This is a genomic window from Phyllobacterium sp. A18/5-2, assembly GCF_025452215.1.
GTDB classification, from domain to species: domain Bacteria; phylum Pseudomonadota; class Alphaproteobacteria; order Rhizobiales; family Rhizobiaceae; genus Phyllobacterium; species Phyllobacterium sophorae.
In genome coordinates this window covers 2,743,145-2,762,255 of the sequence record NZ_CP104966.1, presented here as the reverse complement: position 1 = coordinate 2,762,255, position 19,111 = coordinate 2,743,145, and the positions used below count along the sequence as shown (strand labels likewise).

Sequence of the window (19,111 nt, the reverse complement as noted above, 5' to 3'; positions counted from 1 at the left end):
TGCTGTTCGGCATGGCTACTCCAGATTCTGTATCTGCTCGCGCAATTGATCCACAACAGCCTTCAGGTCAAGCCCGATCGTTGTAATGGAGGCTGCATTGGCCTTCGAGCACAGCGTATTTGCCTCGCGGTTAAATTCCTGCGTCAGAAAGTCGAGCTTGCGGCCTACACCGTTTCCTTCATCGAGAAGGGTTCGAGCGGATGCGACATGCATTTCGAGACGGTCGAGCTCTTCCTGGATGTCGGCCTTCGTTGCCAAGAATGCAGCTTCCATATGCAGCCGGGCCTCATCAAGGGCCGGAGAGGCATCAAGGAGGATCGCAACCTGGGAGGCCAATCGAGCGCGAATAGCATCAAGCGAGCGGCTGGGGTCGAGCCTTGCCTGTTGTACCAGCATCTCAACCGTCGTAATTTGCACCCTCAAAATCTCGCCAAGGGCTGTGCCTTCTGCCTCGCGATTGTGAGCCAATTGAATGAGCGTTTCATCCAGCACCGCGAGAACCGCGCCTTCAAGCTCGGCTTGAGCTTCCGGCCCGATAACCTCTTGCGGCACCTCAAGAACTCCGCGTAGGGCCATCAGACCTTCGGGCGTCGAAGCCGCAAGCCCATACTCTTCGCGCAAATGCGCCGCAATCGCAGCCAACTCCTTTAACAGCGGTTCGTTGACCATTGATTTGGCAAGACCAGCACTTCTTTCGACGGTCAGTGCGGCTTGAAAGTTGCCGCGTTTGAAATGCTGGCTGAAAAGGTTGCGCGCTTTCTGCTCAATGGCTTCCAAGCCTGCGGGCAAGCGGAAGCGTACGTCCAACCCCTTGCCGTTGACAGATTTGATTTCCCACGAGATCTGCGCACCTGCGCTGGTCCGGAGGTGACGGGCAAATCCCGTCATGCTTTGCAAAGACATCTTTCCCCCACAAAAGACCTGATCAGGTCAGACCTTTCCAATTCTAATTTCCGCTGCCAGCGTCCGGCGAGGCGTTATTGTCTCCGGTAGCCGCCTTGGCTGCTTCGTCCAGGCGGTTCTTTTCTACCTCGCGCCAGCGCTTCACATTATCATTGTGTTCTTCAAGCGTCTCGGCAAACACATGCCCACCGCTGCCATCTGCGACAAAGTAGAGATCTTTGGTCTGCGACGGATGAGCAACGGCCTCCAATGCATCGCGGCCGGGATTGGCAATTGGGCCGGGTGGAAGGCCATTCACGGTATAGGTGTTGTAAGGCGTTGGCTTTTCGAGATCTGACTTGAGTATGGGCCGGTCGGCGGGTTTTCCCTTGCCGCCGAACAGACCGTAGAGGATGGTCGGATCCGATTGCAGACGCATGCGCTTGTTCAGCCGATTAATGAAAACGGCGGCGACGCGCGGACGTTCATCGGCCTTTCCAGTTTCCTTCTCAACGATGGAAGCCAGCGTCACAAACTCTTCAATCGTCTTTAGCGGAATAGTGGGATCACGGCGCTCCCAGATATCTTCGACAAGTTTCTTCTGATCCGCCTGCATCTTCTTCACGAGTTCTTCGCGGGTCGTGCCGCGAGAGAAGCGCAAAGTATTTGCAAACAGCGAACCTTCATTTGGCAGGACGGCTGGCAGGTCGCCGGTGAGCACATCGTCTTCGCGAATACGCTGGAACGTCTGCTCGACGGTCAATCCCTCGGGGATCGTCAGCGAATGGAGAACCGACTTACCGCTCCGCAAGAGATCCATGATTTCGCGCATGGAGGCCTGTGCCTTGATCTCATATTCTCCCGCCTTCATGTCCCGCTGGTAGCCATAGGCCTGAACACCGTACTTGAAAACACGAGCATCGGTAATGATGCCACGCCGCTCAAGCCCGTCTGCAATTTCGATTATTCCGGTGCCGCTTTTGACGACGTAGTTGGTGGTAACCTCTGTCGGCCCGGGCGCGTTGAATGCTACCTTGCCGAAATAGACCGCAGCGGCCGCAACGAGTACCACCAGAACAACGAGTGACAACAGGAAATTCGCGAATACGACAATCTGGCTGCGAGCACGGCGGGAGCGCTTTTTTGGCGCAGGCGGCGGTGTGCCGGGCTCGGGGCGCAATGCTTCAGAGGCCGATTGTGGAACAATGGGCTTGCGCTCTGGCATGCTGCCAGCACCTGAACCGTTTGTCTCTCCAGATTCTTGATCTGAGCTCACACAAGCACCTCTGGACATGTTATCCGGTCCGACTGCCGGTAGAATCGATTGCGAATATGGCGAAAGCGCGAAAGCGCTTGCGCCATTAATCAATCACTGCTGGTAACGCCGCAGCACGAGCGAGGCATTGGTGCCGCCAAATCCGAAGGAATTGGACAGCGCGATATCGATCTTGCGTTCCCGCGGCTTGTGCGGAACCAGATCGATCTTGGTTTCCTTGGATGGCTTATCCAGATTGATGGTTGCCGGAGCGATATTGTCACGGATGGCCAGCGCGCAGAAAACCGCCTCGGTCGAACCGGCAGCCCCGAGGAGATGGCCGATGGAAGACTTGGTGGACGACATCGATATCTTCGATGCCGCATCGCCGACAACGCGCTCAACGGCACCGAGTTCGATCGTATCGGCCATGGTCGATGTACCATGTGAATTGATGTAGTCGATATCGTCGGGCGTGATCCCGGCGCGCTTCAATGCCATTTCCATGCAGCGCTGCGCACCGTCGCCATCTTCGGACGGCGCGGTGATATGATACGCATCGCCGGAAAGGCCGTAGCCAATCACTTCGGCATATATCCTGGCACCACGTGCGAGAGCATGCTCCAGCTCCTCAAGGACAACGACCCCGGCGCCCTCGCCCATGACGAAACCATCGCGGTCATCATCATAGGGACGGGATGCGGCGGTCGGATCGTCATTGCGCGCTGTGGACAAAGCCTTGCAAGCAGCAAAGCCGGCCAACGAAATCCGGCTGACCGGCGACTCCGTACCACCGGCTACCATCACATCCGCATCACCGAAAGCGATCAAACGCGATGCGTCGCCAATAGCATGCGCACCGGTTGAGCAGGCGGTAACGACCGCATGGTTCGGGCCGCGCAGCTTGTGCTTGATGGAGACGTGCCCGGAAGCAAGATTGATCAAACGGCCAGGAATAAAGAAGGGAGAGATACGGCGGGGCCCCTTGTCGCGCAGCGTATAGCCTGCTTCGACAATACCTTCGAGACCGCCAATACCGGACCCGATCAGAACACCCGTCCGAATCTGGTCCTCATCGCTTTCCGGTGCCCATTTGGCATCGGCAAGCGCCTGATCGGCAGCTGCAACGGCGTAAATGATGAATGGATCGACCTTACGCTGCTCTTTCGGCTCCATCCAATCGTCCGGATTGAACGTACCATCAGTCCCGTCGCCTACCGGAATCCGGCAAGCGATTTTGCAAGGCAGGTCCTCAACTTCAAATTCAGTTACACGCCGGGCACCGCTTTGGCCGGCAAGAAGCCGCGACCAGGTGGCTTCAACCCCAGATGCAAGAGGAGACACCAGCCCAAGGCCGGTTATGACAACACGCCTCATGGCCGATCCTTCAATGTCATACGCAACATGATTGTTTCCGGCCCCATGCATGAACGAGCAAGGCAGAGTACCTTATATCACGATCCATGCGATGGCGAGCCGAACGAAACTCAGGCAGATGCTTTGTCGATGAATTTGACGGCATCGCCGACTGTCAGAATCGTCTCAGCAGCATCGTCCGGGATTTCAACGCCGAACTCTTCTTCAAAAGCCATCACGAGCTCGACAGTATCAAGGCTGTCTGCACCCAGATCGTCGATGAAGCTCGCACCATCGGTGACTTTCTCGGCATCAACGCCCAGATGTTCAATAACGATTTTCTTGACGCGTTCTGCAGTATCACTCATGTGGAAACCTCAACCTGTTGTTTTTCTCTATGCCTTGGTTAGCGGCACGGATGACTCTAATCAAGCAATAAGATGGTCATTTCACCCTGTTTAACAGCTAAAACACCCATCCTCGCGGCTCTTTTCCTTGCGGAATTGAAAGGGCATCAAATCGGTTTGATTACCCAGACTGGTGCGCGACTTATCACGCTTTATTCGCAGCCTCAATCTCATAAATGTGATTGTGGACAATACCCACCGTACCGCCAGGCGCAATCGTGCGACCCAGGCAGTCGGCTTAGATCATTGCCATGCCGCCATTGACATGAATCGTCTGGCCCGTGACGTAGGCAGCTTCGCTACTGGCGAGGTACACAACCGACGATGCAACCTCGGCGCCAGTGCCCATGCGGCGCATCGGAATGGCCGACATGATGCCCTCCTTCTGCTTGTCGTTGAGCTTGTCGGTCATCGCCGATTCGATGAAGCCGGGCGCGACGCAGTTGACGGTGACATTGCGGCTGGCAATTTCCTGCGCCAAAGATTTTGAGAAGCCAATCATCCCTGCCTTCGAGGCCACATAGTTGGTTTGCCCCGGATTGCCGGTCACGCCCACCACAGAAGTAATATTGATGATCCGGCCGTAGCGCCGGCGCATCATCGGGTGCGTAAGTTCGCGGGTCAGGCGAAAGACAGCGGTGAGATTGACCTCAAGCACATTGTCCCAGTCGGCATCACTCATACGCACGAAAAGTCCGTCTTTGGTGATTCCTGCATTGTTGACGAGGATTTCAACGCCTTCCAAATCAGCTTCGGCCTTTTCGCCAAGCGCCTTGACCTCATCTCTATCGGAAAGGTTAGCCGGAAAGATCTTGACGCGTTCGCCGAGTTCAGCCGCGAGAGCTTCAAGCTTTTCGACACGTGTGCCATGCAGACCAACGATAGCGCCCTGGGCGTGGAGCGCGCGCGCTATGGCCTCGCCAATTCCACCTGTCGCACCTGTGATAAGAGCCTTACGGCCTGTGAGATCAAACATTGCGGGTTCCTTTTCAAGCGTTCAGGGCAGCTACGGCCGCATCGATGTCTTCCGGGGTGCCCACGGCTACACCGGAAATGTCCTTATTAATACGGCGCGCAAGACCAGTCAGCACCTTACCAGCACCAATCTCATACAGCGTAGTCACACCATTTTCGCCAAACCATTGTACAGTTTCACGCCAGCGCACCTGTCCTGTTACCTGTTCGACCAGCAACGCGGCGATCTCGTCTGCGGACGTCACCGGAGCTGCGCGTACATTGGCGATGAGCGGGACAACGGGGTCGCGCTTGGTGACACGTGCCAATGCCTCGCGCATGGCCGCAGCCGCTGGCTCCATCAGTGCGGAATGGAAGGGGGCAGACACCGGCAGCATGAGGGCGCGCTTTGCACCCTTCGCAGTCGCGAGTGCAGCAGCAGCTTCTACGGGCGCCTTTGCTCCGGAAATAACCAGCTGGCCCCCGCCATTGTCATTGGCGATCTGAACGGGACCTTGTTTGGATGCTTCGGCACAAATGGCCCCGACATCTTCATGTTCAAGACCGATGATGGCGGCCATTGCACCCTCGCCTGCGGGCACAGCCTTCTGCATGGCATTGCCACGAACACGCAGGAGCCTTGCCGTATCGGAAAGCGAGAAAGTACCGGCTGCGCAGAGCGCAGAATATTCGCCGAGCGAGTGACCCGCGACAAAGGAAACCTTGTCCCGCAAAGACACACCTTTCGATTCCAGCACTCGAAGAACCGCGATGGATACCGCCATCAGCGCCGGCTGCGCATTGGCTGTCAGCGTCAATGTTTCTTCCGGTCCATCCCAAATGATCGAAGACAGCTTTTCGCCAAGCGCTTCATCCACCTCATCGAAGACGGCCTTGGCTTCGGCAAAATTCTCGGCAAGTGCCCTGCCCATGCCAACGGCCTGGCTTCCCTGACCTGGAAAGGTGAATGCAATGGACATGTGCGATGCCTCCAGTGAACCTATAGCGCCAATCTGCCGCGCGATGTGCCTATAGCCAAGCGCGAAGTCAAGCTTTCATGCTAGGATGGCCCGACACCAGACTACCCAGTGTTAGCCTAAGTGATAGATTGACTGTGGTCGAATACCCTTCTCTTAGTTGTCCAAATCTATTTGTTGCGGTATTCGATGAGCAAACGCCTTGAACAGATGCGCTGGAATCCGAAGGCAGACTGGCGCATTGAAGATGTACAGGCCGTTTGTAAAGAGTTTGATATTTTTTGTGAGAGGTCTCGCGCCGGTAGCTCGCACTATAAGATCACGCACGCTTCACAAATTGAGATTCTCACCATCCCTTTTAAAAGCCTATCAAGCCTGTATATATCAGGAAACTCTTAGAGTTTGTCGAAGCTGTGAGGAATGCGCGTGACCTATCGTAAATATCCGGTCGTTGTTTCTCCCCTCGCTGATGAAGATGGCGGCGGCTTCGGCGCCTATGTACCTGATCTTCCTGGCTGCATGAGCGATGGCGATACGCCTGAAGAGGCCGTGCATAATGCATATGACGCCATCGAAGCTTGGATTGAGGCTGCCAGTGAACTAGGGCGGGAAATCCCAGCTCCATCGCACAAGCTGACATTTGCCTGATAAAAACGGCATCCTGAGAAAATCCCTCTGCCGGGTTGCTTCTTGGAACGTTTGCCCGTATAAGCCGCCCGTTCATTGCTCGGCGTCAGCTGGGGGCTGAACGGAGGGCCGGATTACAATCCGTCGAAGCGTAAAGCTTCAGCCTCCCGTGTCTCCGCTCTCGATCGTCTCCATCAGCGTCCTTTCTTCCCCGGTCACCCGGCAGAGAGATTCGCAGAGGTTTACCGTTGATTTCGGGCAATATTAACGAAGAAAGGCAAAGACAATGGCTCTTTATGAACATGTGTTCCTTGCTCGACAGGACATTTCGCAGCAGCAGGTCGATGCGCTTGTAGAACAGTACAAGGGTATCATCGAGACCAATGGCGGCACAGTCGGGCGTATTGAAAGCTGGGGACTCCGTGCCCTCACCTATCGTATCAACAAGAATCGCAAGGCGTATTATTCGCTGCTCAACATCACTGCTCCTGCAGCAGCCGTTGCCGAGCTCGAGCGCCAGCAGCGCATCAACGAAGACGTCCTGCGTTTCATGACGATCCGCGTTGACGAACACGAGGAAGGCCAGTCGGCCATGCTCGCACGGCGTGACGATCGCCGCGACCGCGACGACAACAAGTTCGGTGGCCGCGATGACGACCGTCCGCGCCGCCCACGCCGTCCACGTGACGAAGCCGGTGAAGGAGCAGAATAATGGTTGACATCAATCAGATCCCGACCCGCCGTCCGTTCCATCGCCGTCGCAAGACCTGCCCGTTCTCGGGTGCCAATGCGCCGAAGATCGACTACAAGGACATCAAGCTCCTGTCGCGCTACATTTCCGAGCGTGGCAAGATCGTTCCTTCCCGTATCACGGCCGTCAGCCAGAAGAAGCAGCGCGAACTCGCCAAGGCGATCAAGCGCGCCCGTTTCCTCGGCCTGCTGCCTTACGTTGTAAAGTAAGACCTATTGAAGGCGGCTGGATTAGTCCCGCCGCCTTCTTCTCTCCATCCGCGATGGGCGCGGGTCTGGCGAAATGGAAAACCCAAGTTGAGGAACTGGTTGAAAAACCGCCTCTAACTGCTTTGGTAAGCAGGACAGCGAGTGAAATGAACCTAACTGCAAAAGATATTGGTGTTGGATTGCTGGCGGGGCTCGCGGCCGCGCTTCTGTCAGTTGGCGTTATTACGCAATCGACCCTCGCCATGGCGCTGCTGCTATTCTCGCCGCTGCCAATCTTTGTAGCCGCACTCGGCTGGGGCACAGCCGCAGGTTTCATTGCGGCCCTGTCAATGGCTGTTGCCGTTTCTGTGCTTGCCGCGCCGACCGCTGCGCTTATCATCGTTCTGATCACTGCCCTTCCTGCTGCCGCTGCCTCCTATTTCACCGGTCTGGCCCGTCCGGCGGAAGAAATCGGCGGGCCAAAGGATGTCACCGTCTGGTATCCGCTTGCCGATACGCTGCTGCGGCTTGCCCTGATCGTTGGCGCAAGCTTTATCGCCATTGGTGTCATGATCGGTTTCGGCGACGATCTTGCTGGCGAACTCGCAAAGTCGCTGGGCCAACAATTGGCAGCTAGCAATCCGGACCTCGCCGCGAATGCCGACGTTGCGCAGAACATGGCACTGTTCGTGGTGCGCGTGCTGCCTGCTCTGCAGCCAGCCGTATGGGTGATGATTATTGTCGCCAATCTCTATCTGGCACTGCGACTGACTGCGGTTTCCGGCAAGTTGCGCCGGCCAAAGGACGATTGGCCGCGCGCGCTGCGCATGCCTCGCCCTGCGCTGGTTATTTTTGCTGTCGCCTGCGCCGCCTGCTTTCTGCCGGGCGGTCTGGGCTACGCAGCTACAGCGGTTGCCCGGGCGCTTGGTGCCGGGTTCATGATGGCGGGCTTCGCCATGCTGCACGCAAGGACACGCGGTGCGCCGTGGCGCCCGGTGGCGCTATGGTTCGCCTATCTTGCCGTCATGCTTTTTGCCTTCGTGCTCTTCCTCTTCCTTCTGGCCGGTCTGTTCGACACGTCGCGCAACGCACCGGTCTCGAAGGCTGCGAATACAACACCACCCAATAATGACAATTGAACATCAGACCTTGAAAGGAAATTAAAATGGAAGTCATTCTTCTCGAACGTATCAGCCGCCTTGGCCAGATGGGCGAAACAGTCAAGGTGAAGGACGGCTTTGCCCGTAACTTCCTCCTGCCGCAGGGCAAGGCGCTTCGTGCCAACGAAGCCAACAAGAAGAAGTTTGAAGGCCAGCGCGCCCAGCTCGAGGCCCGCAACCTCGAACGCAAGACCGAAGCCCAGGCAATCGCTGAAAAGCTCGACGGCAAATCATTCATCGCCGTACGCTCTGCTGGCGAAACCGGCCAGCTCTACGGCTCGGTTTCGACACGCGATATCGCTGACCTGATCACGGCTGAGGGTTTCTCGATCAACCGCAACCAGGTTGAACTGAACACCCCAATCAAGACCATCGGCCTCCACAGCATCGTTCTGGTGCTGCATCCGGAAGTTGAAGCAACGGTCACCATCAATATTGCCCGTACAGCCGATGAAGCCGAACGTCAGGTAAAGGGTGAAGATCTCACCTCGGCCGAGGCGATCTATGGCATCGAGGAAGCTCCACTTTCCGACGAATTCTTTGATGAAGATGAAGAAGGCGAAGAAAACGCCTGATTTTACTCGATAGATCATTCGAAAGAATGATCCCATCAATATTTTAAAACACTCGGCAGCGATGCCGAGTGTTTTTTTGCTTTTCAGGAACAAAAAAACGATTAGATTTATTTGTCCTACCCACGCCCGACCTAGACTCCTCTCGAGTCTCTCAATGGCCGAGCTCTGTCGTCAATGATGGAGATTGTTCATGAATGCCATTCTAAAGGCCGCACTCTCGCGGATGGTTCATACTGGCACGTTAATTATAACCGACTCATCCGGCAAAGCCCGAACGTTCGGCGACGGGACGGGTGAGCCAATACACTTCCGTATCAATAGCGCTGTAGCGGAGCGGAAAATCGCCTTCGACCCGTCACTGCATTTCGCCGAAGCCTACATGAACGGCGAAATCGATGTTCTTGACGGCGACATATACGATGTCCTCAAGATCATCTTCGAGAATACTGGTGCGACAGTTGCCAAGGAGCCTTGGATGCTGGCCATCGAAGGCATCCGCCGTGCTACCAGACGCTTGCACCAGATGAATACCCTGACGCGCGCCTCCAGCAACGTGCAGAGGCATTACGATCTGTCGGAAGACCTCTACCGACTGTTTCTCGATACGGACATGCAATATTCCTGTGCCTATTTCGAACGGCCGGATGCCAGCCTGGAAGAAGCGCAACTGGCAAAAAAACGGCACATCGCAGCCAAGTTGCTGGTCCAGAAAGGTCAAAGGACGCTCGACATAGGATGTGGCTGGGGTGGCCTGGGGCTTTATCTCGCCAAGCACCTTCAAGCTGACGTGACCGGTGTAACGCTATCCCAGGAGCAGCACGGCATCGCCAACAAGCGCGCTTTCGAGGAAGGTCTGACCGCGCAGGCGCGGTTTGACCTGCGCGACTACCGGACCATCGAGGATAGTTTCGACCGCATCGTTTCGGTCGGGATGTTCGAACATGTCGGTATCGGGCATTTCCCGGAATACTTCCACCATACGGCACGCTTGCTAAAGAAGGACGGTGTCTTCCTCCTGCATTCTATTGGACGCTCCGACGGTCCGTCCTACACCAACGCTTTTATCCAGAAATACATCTTCCCGGGCGGCTATATTCCTGCTTTGTCCGAAGTCGTCCCGCACATTGAAAAGGCAGGCTTGGTGATCACGGATATTGAAATCCTGCGCCTTCACTATGCCGATACCCTGCGGATCTGGCGGGAACGCTTCATGGCCAACCGCGAGAAGGCCAAGGCGATCTACGATGAACGCTTCTGCCGGATGTGGGAATTCTATCTCGCAGCCTCTGAAGCTGCCTTCCGCTGGCAGAACCTCGTCGTATTCCAGATCCAGCTGGCGCATCGGCAGGAGGCCGTGCCACTGACGCGGAACTATATCGAGAAGGAAGAAAAGCGGCTCAAGCGGCTGGAGTGCGAACGCAGTTCTGCCAACAGCCAGGTCAATACGAAGGAATCGGTGGCTGGCCGGTAGCGCACATAGTTCAACGGCACACTCTCTCCGTCATCCTCGGGCTTGACCCGAGGACCCATGCCCTAGATAGCGCAAATTCGCAATCGCCTACCGGTTGGCCGAAGGAGGCGATTTTGTTAACAGCATCACTTCTCTCGCTATGGGTCCTCGGGTCAAGCCCGAGGATGACGGAGAGGTCGGAGCTGGGCGCTGGTGGAAGAGTCGGGTGCTCGAACATGAACTGATACAAGTCAAGCACATAAACATTTATCTTCAGAGGCTGTTAATAACGGGAATCATGGTACCGTTTCTCCTGGATATCAGGTGAAGGTCGCAAGCCGCTTTACACCTCGTTCTTGTCCGACTACCCCGATACGGCACAGGGATTGAGAATCAAAATGGCTGAAGCAACGGTACGCAAGATCAACGAGGCGCGGGACACATTCTACCGCGAGGCCCCGAACAATATCGAGGCCGAACAGGCGTTGCTCGGTGCCATTCTGATCAACAATGATGCCTTTTACCGCGTTTCCGACTTTCTGAAGCCAACCCATTTCTACGAACCGCTGCACCGCAAGATTTTCGAAGTGTCCTCCGACATGATCTCGCATGGGCAAAATGGCGAATCCGGTGACGCTCAAAACGTTCCTTCCGGCCGAAGAGAAGGTCGGCGAGATGACGGTGATGCAATATCTTGCCCGTCTTGCCGCAGAAGCTGTGACTGTTATCAATGCCGAAGATTATGGCCGGGCGATCTACGACCTGGCGACGCGCCGTGCACTGATCACTATTGGCGAAGACATGGTCAACATTGCCTATGACGCGCCGGTCGATGTGGCGCCGCAGGGACAGATCGAGGATGCCGAACGGCGGCTTTTTGAACTAGCAGAGACTGGCCGCTACGATGGCGGCTTCCAGACTTTTACCGATGCGGTCAAGACTGCGGTGGACATGGCCAATGCGGCCTTCATGCGCGACGGTCATCTCTCCGGCATTTCGACCGGTATTCGCGCCCTCGACGCGCGCATGGGCGGGCTGCAGCCCTCCGACTTGATTGTTCTGGCGGGACGCCCCGGTATGGGCAAAACATCACTTGCCACGAATATCGCCTTCAACATAGCCGCCGCCTACGAGCCGGAACAACTCGCCGATGGCACGTTCAAGGCGAAGAATGGCGGTGTTGTCGGCTTCTTCTCGCTCGAAATGTCGTCCGAACAGTTGGCTACACGTATCATTTCCGAGCAATCGGAAATCAGCTCCTCAAAAATCCGCCGCGGTGAAATCAGTGAAGCTGATTTCGAGAAACTGGTGGCTTGTTCGCAGCATATGCAGCGAGTGCCCCTCTATATCGACCAGACCGGTGGTATTTCCATTGCCCAGCTGGCGGCGCGGGCACGCCGTCTGAAGCGCCAGCGCGGGCTCGATGTTCTCGTCATTGACTATATTCAGCTGATGCAAGGTTCGTCCAAGCGAGCATCGGAAAACCGGGTGCAGGAAATCACGGAAATTACCACGGGACTGAAGGCGCTCGGCAAGGAACTGAATACGCCGATCATTGCCCTCTCGCAGCTCTCTCGTCAGGTTGAAAGCCGCGAAGATAAGCATCCGCAGCTTTCCGACCTGCGTGAATCGGGTTCGATCGAGCAGGATGCCGACGTCGTGCTTTTCGTTTATCGTGATGAATATTACATAAAGAACAAGGAACCGAAGGTCGGTACAGAAGAGCATTTCAAATGGCAGGCGGATCTCAACGAAGCCATGGGCAAGGCAGAAGTCATCGTCGCCAAGCAGCGTCACGGCCCAACAGGCACGGTAAGGCTGGCGTTCCAGGCGGAATATACCCGCTTTACCGACCTTGCTGAAGACTCACATCTGCCAGAACGGTTCGAGTGATCATTTGACGGCCAATAAACCCCACATCACAACTACCGGCGCCGATCCACGGCTGGCCGGCGGTCGGCTTACGATCGACCTCGACGCGCTTGTGGCCAACTGGAAGTTCCTCGTGGACAAGTCGAAACCGGCGCAGACAGGTGCGGTCGTAAAGGCCGACGCCTACGGCCTTGGCATCGTGCATGTCGTACCGGCGTTGTGGCAAGCCGGCTGCAGCACGTTCTTCGTGGCGCTGGCCGAAGAGGGACTGCGTGTCAAAGCAGTTGCGCCCGATGCACGGGTGTTCGTCCTCAATGGCTTTTTTGCCGATGCATTTCCGGTCTATGAACAGTCCGACCTGATCCCGGTTTTGGGCTCGACCGACCAGCTCGGCCTTTGGAATCAACTGAACGACGGCCGCAGCGACAAGCTGCCTTTTGCGCTGATCGTCGACACGGGCATGAATCGGCTGGGCCTCAACGTCGATGAAGCGCTTGCCTTTGCCGCCGATGAACGGGCCGACAAACCAATCCTTCTGATCACACACCTGGCAACGGCCGATGACCGCGCTCATGTGTTGAACCAGAAGCAATTCGAATCTTTTCAAGAGCTTAACGCCGCCTTTGCAGGAATTGAATCCAGCATAGCCAATTCTCCTGGCATCTTTCATCCGGCAGGCAGCGAATTCGATCTCAATCGCCCGGGCATTGCGATTTATGGCGGGGAGCCGCTTTCGGACACGCCCAATCCCATGCGGCCGGTTGTGACTCTGGAGGCGCGTATCGTGCAGATCCAAACTGGTTTGAAGGGTGAAACCGTTGGCTACGGTGCGACGACGACACTTCACCGCGATTCTCGAATTGCCATTTGTTCCGTCGGCTATGCGGACGGGTATCTCCGGTCCGCATCCGGCAGCGGCGTGCCACTGCGCAATGCGGTCCCCGGCGGGGGCGAAGGATCTCGTGGCCGGCAAGAAGGTGCCGGTCATTGGCCGGGTCACCATGGACCTTACATCTTTCGACATTACCGATCTCGCCCGAGATGCCGTAAAGCCAGGCGACTACATCGAGCTCTTCGGGCCGAACATCGCCCTTGACGACGCCGCCCGCTCGGCGGGAACGATAGGTTATGAATTACTGACAGGCCTTGGAAACCGTTATCACCGCCGTTACCTCCATTCAGGAAAAAGCGCGTAATGGCGAGGCCGAGAATCCAGTTTATCTGCCAGAATTGCGGGGCAGTACACACGCGCTGGGCAGGAAAGTGCGATGAATGCGGCGAGTGGAACACACTTGTCGAGGAAGGCACATCCGGTGGCATCGGTAGCGGACCGGGTAAATTGTCGGGACGAAAAGGCCGTGCGGTCGCGCTCACCTCCCTCTCGGGTGAAATCGAGGAGGCGCCACGCATCAAGTCAGGGATCGGCGAACTTGACCGCGTTACCGGTGGTGGTTTTGTTCGCGGTTCAGCCATATTGGTTGGCGGCGATCCCGGGATCGGCAAGTCGACGCTGCTTACGCAAGCAGCGGCTGCGCTGGCACGCCAGGGCCACCGTGTGGTGTATGTTTCGGGTGAAGAGGCGGTGGCGCAGATCCGGTTGCGAGCCCAGCGGCTGCATGCGGCAGATACGGATGTTTTGCTAGCGGCGGAAACCAACGTAGAGGACATTCTGGCAACGATATCCGACGCAAAGCGACCGGACCTGATCATCATCGACTCGATTCAGACACTGTGGACCGACGCGGCCGATCTCGGCTCCGGGTACCGTGACGCAGGTACGTGCCGGCGCACAAGCGATGATTTGTTATGCAAAGCAAACCGGTGCCGCTGTCGTTCTCGTGGGCCATGTCACCAAGGAGGGCCAGATCGCCGGACCTCGGGTCGTCGAGCACATGGTCGATGCGGTGTTGTATTTTGAAGGTGAGGGCGGCCATCACTACCGCATTCTTCGCACCGTAAAGAACCGATTCGGACCGACCGATGAAATCGGTGTGTTTGAAATGTCCGACCGCGGTTTGCGCGAGGTCGCGAATCCTTCCGAACTTTTTCTTGGCGAACGCAATGAAAAATCGCCCGGAGCCGCAGTTTTTGCCGGGATGGAAGGTACACGCCCGATTCTCGTAGAAATACAGGCGCTGGTCGCTCCGTCGACACTTGGCACCCCCGGCGCGCCGTTGTGGGTTGGGACGGCAATCGGCTATCGATGATACTCGCTGTGCTCGAAGCGCATTGCGGTGTAAGATTTGGTCAGCACGATGTTTATCTAAATGTCGCCGGTGGATATCGCATAACCGAGCCCGCAGCTGACCTTGCGGTTGCATCCGCACTGGTTTCCTCGATCGCCGGTATTGCCCTTCCCGCCGATTGCGTCTATTTCGGCGAAGTCAGTTTATCTGGCGCGGTTCGCCCGGTGGCGCACGCGGTACAGAGACTGAAGGAAGCAGATAAGCTTGGGTTCAAGCAGGCTGTTCTTCCCAAGGGAAGTAACGACGTGTCAAAGAACGGCAATGCTCGTCTGACCGAAACGGCTTCGCTACCGGACCTTGTGGCCCGGATTGCGGCGTCGGGACCCGGGAAGAGACAACGCGAAGACTGACCAGTGTGGCCTTTCGGTCAGAATGATTGGGGATGAAAATAAATGCCGATTACGTTGCTTGACGGAATACTATTGGGCATCACACTCGTTTCGGCAGTCCTTGCCATGGTACGCGGATTCTCCCGCGAGGTTCTATCGGTTGTATCCTGGGCAGCAGCAGCGGCCGCAGCCTACCTTTTTTATAAGCCGGTCGTGCCTTTCCTGACCCCCTATATCAGCAATGAAACCATCGCACAGATCGCGGCCGCTGGGCTTGTTTTCGTCGTCACGCTGATTGTTGTGTCCATCATTACAATGAAGATTGCTGATTTCATCATCGATAGCCGAATCGGTGCCTTGGATCGCACGCTGGGTTTCCTTTTTGGCGCCGCACGCGGCATCCTGCTTGTGGTCGTGGCCATGTTGTTCTTCAACTGGCTCGTTCCCGAAAACCAGCCAGCATGGGTGGGGCAGGCAAAATCCAAGCCGATGATCGACCAGCTTGGTGCAAAGCTGATCGGTCTGCTCCCAGAAGACCCGGAATCAACAATCTTGAAACGCTTGAAGCCAGGAACGACCACTGCGCCTGAGGCAACACCCGACGGAACGTCCGCGCCTGAGCCAAAGGAAGATATCCCACCAGAAGGTGCGACAAACCAGTAACTTGGCGTTTGCTTGGTAATGCCCCATATAGTGTGGCATAATGCGACATAGGCACAATTGAATCTGCGGCGAAAGGCTGGCGGTAATGACCGACATTTCTCGTAACGATACCCAATTGATGTCCCTCGATGACGACACACTGCACGAAGAGTGCGGTGTGTTTGGCATTTTGGGGCATCCCGACGCAGCAACCCTGACTGCGCTCGGGCTGCATGCCCTGCAGCATCGGGGACAGGAAGCGGCCGGTATCGTCTCTTATGATGGTGGCCAATTCTGTTCGGAACGCCGCATGGGACTTGTTGGTGATCACTACACCAATCCGGCTACTCTCGCCCAACTGCCTGGCGATAGGGCAATCGGCCATGTGCGATACTCGACGACTGGCGATGCAGCTCTTCGCAACGTTCAGCCTCTGCTTGCCGAGTTGGAAATCGGCGGGATCGCCATCGCCCACAATGGCAATTTCACCAATGGTCTGACCTTGCGCCGCCAGCTCATAGCCGATGGCGCCATCTGCCAGTCCAACTCCGATACGGAAGTTGTTCTGCATCTCATTGCCCGTTCACGCCATGCTTCTTCCAGCGACCGTTTCATCGACGCGATCCGTCAGATGGAAGGCGGTTATGCGATGCTCGCTCTCACCCGCACCAAGCTGATCGCAGCGCGCGATCCGATCGGTATCCGTCCGCTGGTGATGGGTGACCTCGACGGCAAGCCGATCTTTGCCTCGGAAACCTGTGCACTCGACATTATCGGTGCAAAATTTGTACGTGACATTGAAAATGGCGAAGTGGTCGTTTGCGAAATCCAGCAGGATGGCTCGATCAGCATTGAGACGTACAAACCGCAAATTCCGAAACAGGAACGCCTTTGCCTGTTCGAATACGTCTATTTCGCCCGTCCGGATTCAGTCGTGGGCGGCCGCAACGTTTATAATGCGCGCAAAAATATGGGCATCAACCTCGCCAAGGAGGCGCCTCTCGAGGCTGATGTGGTTGTACCGGTTCCGGATGGCGGCACGCCTGCAGCCATCGGTTTTGCTCAGGAAAGCGGCATTCCCTTTGAGCTGGGCATTATCCGCAACCATTACGTCGGACGCACCTTCATCGAGCCGACCCAGTCAATCAGAGCCTTTGGCGTAAAGCTGAAGCATTCGGCCAATCGCGCCGTGATCGAAGGCAAGCGCGTCGTGCTGGTCGATGATTCAATCGTGCGCGGAACGACTTCGGTCAAGATCGTGCAGATGATCCGCGATGCCGGCGCACGCGAGGTGCATATCCGGGTTGCCAGCCCGATGATTTACCATCCCGACTTCTATGGTATCGACACGCCAGATGCAGACAAGCTCCTCGCTAACCAATATACGAGCCTTGCTGCGATGTGTGATTACATCGGCGCGGATTCCCTGGCATTCCTGTCGATCGACGGGCTGTATAAGGCTGTCAGCGGGGCTCCACGTGATCCACGCGCACCGCTGTTCACCGATCACTATTTCACTGGCGATTATCCGACGCGGCTCCTCGACAAGGACGGCCCTAGCAACGTCCACAAGCTTTCGCTTCTCGCAAATAACGGTTGAGTACTTATGATATCTGACGGCAGTTTTCGGCTGGACGGCAAGCTTGCGCTTGTCACCGGCGCATCCCGTGGCATTGGCTATTTCCTTTCCAAAGAACTTGCAACGCGCGGTGCTCATGTGATCGCTGTTGCCCGCACCGTGGGCGGACTTGAAGACCTCGACGACGAAATCAAAGCTGCAGGCGGTACTGCAACGCTGGTCCCACTGGACCTTACTGACATGCCTGCCATTGACCGGCTTGGCGGCTCGATCCATGAGCGCTGGGGCAAGCTTGACATCATGGTGGCCAATGCCGGTTTTCTCGGCACGATTTCACCGATCGGGCACGTCGAGGCAAAGGTCTTCGACAAACTGATGGCGATCAATGTATCGAGCGTCTGGCGCCTGATCCGAACCACCGATCCACTTTTGAAGCTTTCTGACGCTGGCCGGGCTATCTTCCTGTCATCGGGCGTTGCCCATACGGCGCGTGCCTATTGGGGACCCTATGCGGCATCCAAAGCTGCTGTCGAAGTCATGGCGCGGACCTGGGCTGAGGAATCGCGCCAGACCCGTCTGCGCATCAACTCGGTCAATCCAGGTGCAACCCGCACTGCCATGCGCGCGCAGGCTATGCCCGGCGAAGATCCGGAAACGCTGCCAACACCGGCCGAGGTTGCCACCAAGATCGCCCTTCTGTGCGATCCTGCACTCGACGCGACGGGCAAGCTTTACGATGTGCGCGCCGGCAAATTGTTGAGCTATAACGAGCCGAACTAACCGGCGAGACGGATGACGTCACCGCTCTCATTTGCACTCAAAGCACGTGCACGCCACGCCTTCGGGCTCATGCCGGTGACACGCAAGAACTCGCGATTGAAATTCGACTTCGTCTGAAAACCCGCATCGAACATGATCCGGGTGATTGGTTCGTCCGTATCGGCCAGAAGGCGGCAAGCGTCCCTTACCCGATAATCATTGACATATTGCGAGACACTCATCGATTTGACGCGATTGATGGCGGTCGAGACTTGCCGGATTGACAGACCCATTTTCCGGGCGAGCCGGTTCAGATTGAGATCGGCATCGCGGTAGAGCGTACGGGATTGCATCAGTGTATCGAGCGAGGCGGCAATTTGCGCGTCCTCTTCGCTGGGAGAGGTCGCCGAGGCGGCCTCCGCAGCCGCTTCTGCCTCTTCTGATGGTGGCTGGCTGGCACCTGCCACTGTCGCAGCAGTTCCCAGGATGAGCAAGGCCAGTACGTTGCCAAAGGCCACGATGCCGCCCGAATAGACGCCGCCGGTTTCGGCGAAATCCAGGCTGATGACAATATCAATCAAACCCGAAGCCAATATCGAGAAGGCAGTGACCTGCAATGCCCGGTAGGTACTGATAACGCCATCAAGCCTCGATGAACCGAGAGCATTCGGTCCCGCCCATGCCAGCCATGTGAGCGCGATACCATAACCAAGAAAAATCAGAATAAGGGCAAGGGAAATAGGTGCGGGCCAGAAGGCAACGAACCCCACGATGAGCAACGCTGGAAGTCCGTGCACCAACAGTAGTGGCCGTTTCAGGGGTGAGCGCCCATCTCTTAGCCCCTCGAAACTCAACCAGGCGAGCGAGGGAACAATTGCTGCGAGCGCAGCCTGAAACGGCAGTATCTGCAGAACCCCATAGCCCCATCGCACGCCAATCACCACAGATTGCAGCACATAGACTGCGATCAGGGCCGTAAAGAACGGATTGGGAGCATTGCCGTCATTCCGCCTGATCATCTGGACCAGCAGGATGAGGAGCAGGAAAGCAACAACAAAGGGCAATGGGACAAAGAGCATGGACAGCAACCGTTGAAATTATG

16 protein-coding genes and 3 pseudogenes are annotated in these 19,111 nt (G+C 56.5%); 12 read left to right on the top strand and 7 right to left on the bottom strand.

Annotated elements, in window-relative coordinates; translation table 11 throughout:
* Nucleotides 1–15: 15 nt before the first annotated feature.
* The 6 genes from N8E89_RS13750 to fabD form a co-directional block, all read right to left on the bottom strand.
* Nucleotides 16–903 carry a YicC/YloC family endoribonuclease gene (locus N8E89_RS13750; protein ID WP_112760849.1) on the bottom strand — a complete coding sequence of 296 codons (888 nt, stop codon included), beginning with the start codon at nucleotides 901–903 and terminating at the stop codon, nucleotides 16–18.
* A 43-nt stretch (nucleotides 904–946) separates the two neighbouring features.
* Complete coding sequence (mltG, locus tag N8E89_RS13745; RefSeq protein WP_410010311.1) at nucleotides 947–2,176, bottom strand: endolytic transglycosylase MltG; 1,230 nt, start codon at nucleotides 2,174–2,176, stop codon at nucleotides 947–949.
* 75 nt (nucleotides 2,177–2,251) lie between these two features.
* Nucleotides 2,252–3,514: a beta-ketoacyl-ACP synthase II gene (fabF, locus tag N8E89_RS13740; RefSeq protein ID WP_112760884.1), complete on the bottom strand. Its 1,263-nt coding sequence runs from the start codon at nucleotides 3,512–3,514 to the stop codon at nucleotides 2,252–2,254.
* A gap of 110 nt (nucleotides 3,515–3,624) precedes the next feature.
* A complete protein-coding gene (locus N8E89_RS13735; RefSeq protein ID WP_091880344.1) occupies nucleotides 3,625–3,861 on the bottom strand; it encodes an acyl carrier protein in 237 nt (78 codons plus the stop codon).
* A gap of 277 nt (nucleotides 3,862–4,138) precedes the next feature.
* Entirely contained in the window at nucleotides 4,139–4,876 is a 738-nt protein-coding gene (fabG, locus tag N8E89_RS13730; RefSeq protein WP_106664751.1) for a 3-oxoacyl-[acyl-carrier-protein] reductase, read from the bottom strand.
* 13 nt (nucleotides 4,877–4,889) lie between these two features.
* The gene (fabD, locus tag N8E89_RS13725) at nucleotides 4,890–5,834 is read right to left on the bottom strand and encodes an ACP S-malonyltransferase (RefSeq protein ID WP_112760850.1); all 945 of its coding nucleotides are present in this window, start codon (nucleotides 5,832–5,834) and stop codon (nucleotides 4,890–4,892) included.
* Nucleotides 5,835–6,257: 423 nt separating this feature from the next.
* On the opposite strand from fabD, the gene N8E89_RS13720 reads away from it, so the two are divergent.
* The 12 genes and pseudogenes from N8E89_RS13720 to N8E89_RS13665 all read left to right on the top strand — a co-directional run bounded on the left by N8E89_RS13720 (nucleotide 6,258) and on the right by N8E89_RS13665 (nucleotide 18,030).
* Nucleotides 6,258–6,479, top strand: coding sequence for a type II toxin-antitoxin system HicB family antitoxin (locus tag N8E89_RS13720; RefSeq protein ID WP_262260217.1), 222 nt, complete (start codon nucleotides 6,258–6,260; stop codon nucleotides 6,477–6,479).
* Nucleotides 6,480–6,744: 265 nt separating this feature from the next.
* Nucleotides 6,745–7,170 (top strand): 30S ribosomal protein S6, encoded by a 426-nt coding sequence (rpsF, locus tag N8E89_RS13715; protein WP_106664746.1) that lies wholly within the window; start codon nucleotides 6,745–6,747, stop codon nucleotides 7,168–7,170.
* The gene (rpsR, locus tag N8E89_RS13710) at nucleotides 7,170–7,418 is read left to right on the top strand and encodes a 30S ribosomal protein S18 (protein ID WP_106664745.1); all 249 of its coding nucleotides are present in this window, start codon (nucleotides 7,170–7,172) and stop codon (nucleotides 7,416–7,418) included. The genes rpsF and rpsR overlap by 1 nt, the downstream gene beginning before the upstream one ends.
* A 146-nt stretch (nucleotides 7,419–7,564) precedes the next feature.
* Complete coding sequence (locus N8E89_RS13705; protein ID WP_262260216.1) at nucleotides 7,565–8,536, top strand: DUF2232 domain-containing protein; 972 nt, start codon at nucleotides 7,565–7,567, stop codon at nucleotides 8,534–8,536.
* A gap of 26 nt (nucleotides 8,537–8,562) precedes the next feature.
* Complete coding sequence (gene rplI / locus N8E89_RS13700; RefSeq protein WP_106664741.1) at nucleotides 8,563–9,132, top strand: 50S ribosomal protein L9; 570 nt, start codon at nucleotides 8,563–8,565, stop codon at nucleotides 9,130–9,132.
* Between the two features lie 190 nt (nucleotides 9,133–9,322).
* Nucleotides 9,323–10,603, top strand: a complete 1,281-nt coding sequence (locus N8E89_RS13695) for a cyclopropane fatty acid synthase (RefSeq protein WP_112760853.1) — start codon at nucleotides 9,323–9,325, stop codon at nucleotides 10,601–10,603.
* A gap of 377 nt (nucleotides 10,604–10,980) precedes the next feature.
* Nucleotides 10,981–12,475, top strand: a pseudogene (locus tag N8E89_RS13690) (replicative DNA helicase).
* Nucleotides 12,476–12,479: 4 nt separating this feature from the next.
* Nucleotides 12,480–13,650 (top strand): annotated as a pseudogene (alr, locus tag N8E89_RS13685) (alanine racemase).
* Nucleotides 13,650–15,050, top strand: a pseudogene (gene radA / locus N8E89_RS13680) (DNA repair protein RadA). Before alr ends, radA begins: the two co-directional pseudogenes overlap by 1 nt.
* 42 nt (nucleotides 15,051–15,092) lie before the next feature.
* Nucleotides 15,093–15,692 (top strand): CvpA family protein, encoded by a 600-nt coding sequence (locus tag N8E89_RS13675; RefSeq protein ID WP_106664733.1) that lies wholly within the window; start codon nucleotides 15,093–15,095, stop codon nucleotides 15,690–15,692.
* Between the two features lie 85 nt (nucleotides 15,693–15,777).
* Nucleotides 15,778–17,271, top strand: a complete 1,494-nt coding sequence (purF, locus tag N8E89_RS13670) for an amidophosphoribosyltransferase (RefSeq protein ID WP_245448805.1) — start codon at nucleotides 15,778–15,780, stop codon at nucleotides 17,269–17,271.
* 6 nt (nucleotides 17,272–17,277) lie between these two features.
* Nucleotides 17,278–18,030, top strand: a complete 753-nt coding sequence (locus N8E89_RS13665; protein ID WP_106664731.1) for an SDR family NAD(P)-dependent oxidoreductase — start codon at nucleotides 17,278–17,280, stop codon at nucleotides 18,028–18,030.
* Here the strand turns inward: N8E89_RS13665 and N8E89_RS13660 are convergent.
* Entirely contained in the window at nucleotides 18,027–19,088 is a 1,062-nt protein-coding gene (locus N8E89_RS13660) for a helix-turn-helix domain-containing protein (RefSeq protein WP_112760856.1), read from the bottom strand. The two genes, N8E89_RS13665 and N8E89_RS13660, sit on opposite strands and share 4 nt — an antisense overlap.
* Nucleotides 19,089–19,111: the final 23 nt, after the last annotated feature.